The sequence below is a fragment of the Eikenella glucosivorans genome (genome assembly GCF_016025525.2).
Lineage (GTDB): Bacteria > Pseudomonadota > Gammaproteobacteria > Burkholderiales > Neisseriaceae > Eikenella > Eikenella glucosivorans.
Genome location: NZ_JACSGR010000009.1, coordinates 46,222 through 52,790 on the forward strand (window position 1 = coordinate 46,222; position 6,569 = coordinate 52,790).

The 6,569-nt window shown below is 58.8% G+C and carries 5 protein-coding genes; 4 read left to right on the forward strand and 1 reads right to left on the reverse strand.

The window, feature by feature from the left end; translation table 11 throughout:
* Positions 1–255 precede the first annotated feature (255 nt).
* The 4 genes from H9Q10_RS11600 (at position 256) to prfB (ending at position 5,029) form a co-directional block, all read left to right on the forward strand.
* Positions 256–1,017 carry a hypothetical protein gene (locus H9Q10_RS11600; protein WP_197904145.1) on the forward strand — a complete coding sequence of 254 codons (762 nt, stop codon included), beginning with the start codon at positions 256–258 and terminating at the stop codon, positions 1,015–1,017.
* A 220-nt stretch (positions 1,018–1,237) separates the two neighbouring features.
* Entirely contained in the window at positions 1,238–2,134 is an 897-nt protein-coding gene (locus H9Q10_RS11605) for a hypothetical protein (RefSeq protein WP_197904146.1), read from the forward strand.
* A 62-nt stretch (positions 2,135–2,196) separates the two neighbouring features.
* Positions 2,197–3,627 (forward strand): dihydrolipoyl dehydrogenase, encoded by a 1,431-nt coding sequence (gene lpdA / locus H9Q10_RS11610; RefSeq protein ID WP_197904147.1) that lies wholly within the window; start codon positions 2,197–2,199, stop codon positions 3,625–3,627.
* A 298-nt stretch (positions 3,628–3,925) separates the two neighbouring features.
* Positions 3,926–5,029: a peptide chain release factor 2 gene (gene prfB, locus H9Q10_RS11615; RefSeq protein ID WP_197904148.1), complete on the forward strand. Its 1,104-nt coding sequence runs from the start codon at positions 3,926–3,928 to the stop codon at positions 5,027–5,029.
* 312 nt (positions 5,030–5,341) lie between these two features.
* Here the strand turns inward: prfB and hemB are convergent, their stop codons facing one another.
* Positions 5,342–6,349, reverse strand: coding sequence for a porphobilinogen synthase (gene hemB, locus H9Q10_RS11620; RefSeq protein ID WP_197904149.1), 1,008 nt, complete (start codon positions 6,347–6,349; stop codon positions 5,342–5,344).
* Between the last annotated feature and the right edge of the window lie 220 nt (positions 6,350–6,569).

Genomic DNA, 6,569 nt, shown 5'->3' on the forward strand with positions numbered 1-6,569 from the left:
GAAGCTCACGTTTTCAGGTAGCCTCATCAGCAAAGAGGCTACCTGAAAAACAGTTATCTCATGGCCAATCATTCTTCAGGTAGCCTTTTATGCCGGAGGAAGGCTACCTGAAAACGTGAGCTTCAACGAAGTTAAAACCATCCCGCCAAAATATTCAATAAAAATAGCCTGCTGCATCCGCATTAAACACAGCGCCCGCCTTTTGGTGTAGACTGCGCGCCACTCAGCTATTTTCCCCTAGGAGAACATTGCACCATGTTGAAAAACATCCTCACCGCCGCCGTATTGTCCGCCCTGCTCGGCGCCTGCGCCGCCACCGGCAGCGGCGACGCCATCCCCGCCCAGGCCGACCAGCTCGCCGCGCGCACCAACCAGGCTGCCGCAGCCGTGCGCCAGCGCGAAGCCCAAGAAAACATCATCGCCTACTACGACGCCGACGGCGACCCCGCCGAGCGCGCCATGCCCGGCGGCTACTACCGCATCCTGCTCGGCCGCACTGCCGAAGGCCGCGCCGTGGTGCAGGATTTCTATCAAGACAGCCGCACCAAGCAAATCAGCCCCGTGATCATCGGCAAAGACAGCGAGCTGAAAAACTTCAGCTCCGAAGTGATCGAAGGCCTGGTGGTGTGGTACACCCCCGAAGGGCGGCTCACCAACTTCTCCGAAATCCGCGATGGCAAACAGCTGCGCGCCGGCATGTATAACGAAAACGGCCGCCTCGCCCTCAGCATCGTGGGCGAGCCCGACGAAAAAGAAGGCGTTTTCGAGCTGAACGGCTTCTACGACGACGGCAAGCCCCTGTTTGCCATGCGCGACGACAAAACCGAAAACGGCCTCGTCCGCACTTATTATTACCCCAACGGCAACAAGCTGATGCAAACCACCGGCAAAGACAGCAACGCCAAAACCGAATTCTGGAAAGAAGACGGCAGCAGCGCCACCGCCGCCGACGTGCAAACCCCGATTCGCGACAACCTCCAGCGCGTGAACTATTTGATGAACAAACACCTGCGCTAAAGCCGCCGGTACGGCATAGAGGCTACCTGAAAAATATCCTGCCCCAGGCGGGAACATTTTCAGGTAGCCTCTTTTGCAACCGCTTGCCAGAACGGGACAGTTAGACAAATCGGCCAAGTGCCCACTATGGATTTTTGAAGGGCAAGGCTTTAGAATGCAACCACTAATGGCGGCCGAGCAGGCAGCCGCAAATATTTCCAACCAGATAGGCGGAACACCTATGAATAAACTGTTTTCCATTGCAGCCGCAGCCGTGTTGCTGGCGGCGTGCACCCCTTCAGAAACCAAGCAGCCGGCCGCCGCGGCCGCGGCGGCTTCCGCGGCGGCCAACCATGCCGCCGAGGCGTCGGCACAAGTGCCGGCGCTGGCTCTGCCCGCCGATGTTAAAGAGCTGGAAGCGCTGGCGCAGAAAGCCGTGGCCGGCTACGAGCCTGCCGCCGAAAAACAGATAGTGTATTTCGGCACCGATTCCCAACCCGCCGACAAACCCGTGGCCGGCGGCTTCTACCGCGAAGTGTTGGGCAAAATGCCAGATGGCCGCCTGGTGGTGCAGGATTTCTATCAAGATAACGGCAAACCGCAGATTCTGCCGGCTATTTTGAAGCAGGGCGCCGATGTGAGGAATTTCTCCGCCGAGGTGAACGACGGCCTGGTGGTGTGGGTGGCGGAAGACGGTTCGGTTGTTTCCGCCAGCGATATGTCGGGCGGGCAAACCCGCTCGTGGACGGTGATTTACCGCGACGGCAAGGCTGTCGCCCAAGCGCGCGGTGCCGAGCAAGATGAGCAGGGCGGCGACGCCGTTTTCCTGTATGACGACGGCAAACCGATGATGTGGGGACGGGCGGCAGCCGACGGCAAGAGCCTGCTGCTCGATACCTACTATCCCAACGGCGTTCGGATGAGCAGCACGATTATGCCGAGCAGCGGCGGTGGCGAGCCCATCATTTCGGCTTGGAACCGCGAAGGCAAACCTGTGCCGCTGTCGGAAATCAAAGAGGATTGGGAAACGATGCAGCAAGCCGTTACCCGCATCCAATCATATGTTCAGCAGAGCGAGTCGGTGTTCAGCCCCAGCCAGGCGAATGCCGATGCCTCCGCCGCCCGGCAGGCGCAGTGATTGATCCGGCTGTTTCCCTTCAACACGTATTTTCGTTTTCACCCTAAATAAGGAGTAAGCAAATGTCTCAGTTTGACGTAGTGGTAATCGGTGCAGGCCCCGGCGGATACATTGCCGCCATCCGCGCCGCCCAACTGGGTTTCAAAACCGCCTGTATCGACGCGGGCGTGAACAAGGCCGGCGACGCCCCCGCTTTGGGCGGCACCTGCCTGAACGTGGGCTGCATTCCTTCTAAGGCGCTGTTGCAGTCTTCCGAACATTTCCACGCCGCGCAGCACGATTTTGCCGCGCACGGCATCACCGTGGGCGAGGTGAAGTTCGACGCCGCCAAGATGATCGAGCGCAAAGACGGCATCGTCACCAAGCTCACCGGTGGTATCAAATTCCTGTTTCAAAAGAATAAGGTAACCAGCCTGTTCGGCACTGCCTCCTTCGTGGGCAAAAACGGCGATTTCTGGCAGCTGGAAGTGGACGACCGCGGCGAAAAAACCACCGTGGAAGGCAAGCACATCATTGTGGCCACTGGCTCCACCCCGCGCCCGCTGCCGTTGGTGGACATCGACAATGTAAACGTGTTGGACAACGAAGGCGCGCTGAACCTGACCGAAGTGCCGGCCAAGCTGGGCGTGATCGGCGCCGGCGTGATCGGCCTAGAAATGGGCTCCGTGTGGAACCGCGTGGGCTCGGAAGTAACCATCCTGGAAGCTTCGCCGGTGTTCCTGGCTGCTGCCGACCAGCAGATTGCCAAAGAAGCGTTTAAATACTTCACCCGCGAACAGGGCTTGAAGATCGAGCTGGGTGTGAAGCTGAATAAGATTACCAGCGGTGAAAAAGTGACCGTTGAATTCACCACCGCCAAGGGCGAGGCGCAAACCGCCGAGTTCGACAAGCTCATCGTAGCCATCGGCCGCGTGCCGAACACGCACGGCCTGAACGCCGAAGCCGTGGGCCTACAAAAAGACGACCGCGGCTTCATCGTGGTGGACGGCGAATGCCGCACCAACCTGCCCAATGTGTGGGCCATCGGCGATGTGGTGCGCGGCCCGATGCTGGCGCACAAAGCCAGCGACGAAGGCGTGGCCGTGGCCGAACGCATTGCCGGCCAGAAACCGCATTTGGATTTCAACACCATCCCGTGGGTGATCTACACCGATCCGGAAATCGCCTGGGTGGGCAAAACCGAAGAGCAGCTCAAAGCCGAGGGCGTGGAATACAAAAAAGGCACCTCCGGCTTTGCCGCCAACGGCCGTGCCATGGGCTTGGGCAAGGCCAAAGGCACGGTGAAAATCCTGGCCGACGCCAAAACCGACCGCATCTTGGGTGTGCACATGATCGGCCCGATGGTGAGCGAACTGATCACCGAAGGCGTGGTGGGCATGGAATTTTCCGCCAGCAGCGAAGACATCGCCCGCATCGTGCACGCGCACCCGACCCTGTCGGAAGTGGTGCACGAAGCCGCACTGGCCGTGGACAAACGTGCCCTGCACGGCTAAATCCGTCCGGCCTGCTTTGCCTGAAATAGCGTGCACGGTAGGCTTGGCAGAGTAAAGCAAAGGCTACCTGAAAAATGGTTCAACCGTTTCAGGTAGCCTTTTTGCGTACCCGCCGTTTGCTGCACGGAAAAGGCAGTGGCTACCTGAAACGGAAACGGCCCATATGAAACTGCCTTTGCGCCTTTAGCTTTGCAGAAACCGCACCTTCCTGCGCGAAGACCCCATTTTTCAGGTAGCCTAATCTGTTACAATACGCGCCCTGCAATCCGCGCATTCGATTAAGCAAAAGACAAAAATCATGGAAGCCGAACGCATCAACCTGCTCAACCACACCCTAGCCGACTTGGAAAAACGCAGCGGCGAAATCCGCGTTTATCTCGACTACGACGGCAAAAAAGACCGCCTCGAAGAAGTGGTCGGCCTCTCCGAAGATCCTGAGCTTTGGAACGACCCCAAACGCGCCCAAGAAATCGGCAAAGAGCGCAAAGTGCTCGAAGGCATCGTGCTCACGCTCGACAACATTGCCGGCGGCATCGAAGACAACCGCCTGCTCATTGAGATGGCGCTCGAAGAAAACGACGAAGGCGGTTTTGCCGCCATCGAAGCCGACGTGGCCGCGCTGGAAACGCAAATGGCCGAGCTCGAATTCAAGCGCATGTTCAACCAGCCCGCCGACGTAAACAACTGTTTCATCGACATCACCGCCGGCGCCGGCGGCACCGAAGCCGAAGACTGGGCCGGCATGCTTTTACGCATGTATGTGCGCTACGGCGAGCGCAAAGGCTTCAAAGTGGAAATCATGGAGCAGGACGACGGCGAAATCGCCGGCATCAACCGCGCCACCATCCGCCTTGAAGGCGAATACGCCTACGGCCTCCTGCGCACCGAAACTGGCGTGCACCGCCTCGTGCGCCACTCCCCCTTCGACTCCAACAACAAACGCCACACCTCCTTCGCCTCCGTGTTTGTTTACCCCGAAGTGGACGACAGCTTCGAAATCGAAATCAACCCCGCCGACGTGCGCACCGACACCTACCGCGCCTCCGGCGCCGGCGGCCAGCACATCAACAAAACCGACTCCGCCGTACGCATGACGCACATCCCCACCGGCATCGTCGTGCAATCGCAAAACAGCCGCTCGCAGCACGACAACCGCCGCGTGTGCGAAGAAATGCTGCGCGCCAAACTGTTTGAGCTGGAAATGCGCAAGCGCAACGAAGAAAAACAGGCGCTGGAAGAAGGCAAGGCCGACGTGGGCTGGGGCAGCCAAATCCGCTCCTACGTGCTCGATTCCTCGCGCATCAAAGACCTGCGCACCGGCCACGAAACCGGCAACACCAAAGCCGTGCTCGACGGCGATTTGGACGACTTCATCGAAGCGAGCCTGAAGCAGGGCGTGTGATGGCCGCCGCGTTTGGCGGTGCGGGCATACAAAAGGCTACCTGAAATTTTTAGCTTCGCAGAAACTCCGCTGCGCTGCGTTTTCAGGTAGCCTTTGAGCATAATTGGGCTGCCGCGGCACGGTTGGCAATGTTTGCTTCGGTTTGCTTAGGGAGGATCCGAGGTTTTCAGGTAGCCTGCGGGGAGGTTGAGGCTACCTGAAAACGGTTTACCGGGGATCAATCGCTTGATGGGGCGTGTGTAGACCAAGCATAGAAAAGGCTACCTGAAAATCCGTTTCCGATTTTCAGGTAGCCTTTTGTTGTGCCGCTGCTTAGCGCTGCTGCTTCAGTTGTTTGGCGGCTTCGATGGCGTAGTAGGTGAGGATGCCGTCGGCGCCGGCGCGTTTGAAGGCGAGCAGGCTTTCGAGGATAACCTTGCTGCCGTCGAGCCAGCCGTTTTGGATGGCGGCCTGAAGCATGGCGTATTCGCCGGACACTTGGTAGGCATAGGTGGGCACGCCGAATTGCTCTTTCACGCGGCGCACGATGTCGAGATAGGGCAGGCCGGGTTTCACCATCACCATGTCGGCGCCTTCTTGCAGGTCGAGCGCGATTTCTTGCAGGGCTTCGTTGCTGTTGGCAGGATCCATCTGGTAGGTGCGTTTGTCGGCTTTGCCCAGGTTGGCGGAACTGCCCACGGCATCGCGGAACGGGCCGTAGAAGGCGGAGGCGTATTTGGCGGAGTAGGCCATCAGGCGGGTGTGGATGTGGCCGGCGTCTTCCAGGGCTTCGCGGATGGCGCCGATGCGGCCGTCCATCATGTCGGAGGGGGCGATGACCTGTGCGCCGGCTTCGGCGTGGCACAGGGCTTGTTTGATCAGCACTTCCACGGTTTCGTCGTTCAGCACATAGCCGTGTTCGTCAATCAGGCCGTCTTGGCCGTGGCTGGTATAGGGATCGAGTGCCACGTCGGTCATCACGCCCAATTCGGGGAAACGCCCGCGCAGGGCGCGCACGGTGCGCGGCACGATGCCTTCGGGGTTATAGGCTTCGCTGGCAGTCAAATCTTTGTGCGGCACGGCGGCGGGAAACAGGGCCAGCATGGGAATGCCCAATTCGCAGGCCTGCTCGGCCTGGTGCAATAAGTTATCTAAAGTTTGGCGCTCAATGCCGGGCATGGAGGGGATGGGCTCGTTGACAGAACCTTGCTCCAGCACGAATACGGGGTAGATCAAATCGTCGGTGCTGAGGGCGTGCTCGCGCATCAGGCGGCGGGAAAAATCGTCTCTACGCATGCGGCGCGGGCGGGAAAAGGGTACTTGGCGGTGTGGGAAATTCATGGTTTGCAACCTTAAAAATAGAGTAAGGCGTATTTTACGCCGCTTGCGCGGGAAAGGGCAGCCGGCAGTATGCAAGCTAGGAGAAGGCAGGGGTTGAAATTAAATTTCCTGATAATTTTGATATTTAGGTGGGGTTGGGTGATTTTTTATTTTTTAGTATTTGACAGTTGTAGTTTGGGTAGCGTATAGTTCGCGTCTTCGCTGCTTCCGGGCGCTGAAT

Bases quoted from the DNA above. Each gene is read 5' to 3' on its own strand.
- H9Q10_RS11600 (WP_197904145.1), top strand. From the start codon at position 256: ATGTTGAAAAACATCCTCACCGCCGCCGTATTGTCCGCCCTGCTCGGC.
- H9Q10_RS11605 (WP_197904146.1), top strand. From the start codon at position 1,238: ATGAATAAACTGTTTTCCATTGCAGCCGCAGCCGTGTTGCTGGCGGCG.
- lpdA (WP_197904147.1), top strand. From the start codon at position 2,197: ATGTCTCAGTTTGACGTAGTGGTAATCGGTGCAGGCCCCGGCGGATAC.
- prfB (WP_197904148.1), top strand. From the start codon at position 3,926: ATGGAAGCCGAACGCATCAACCTGCTCAACCACACCCTAGCCGACTTG.
- hemB (WP_197904149.1), bottom strand. From the start codon at position 6,349: ATGAATTTCCCACACCGCCAAGTACCCTTTTCCCGCCCGCGCCGCATG.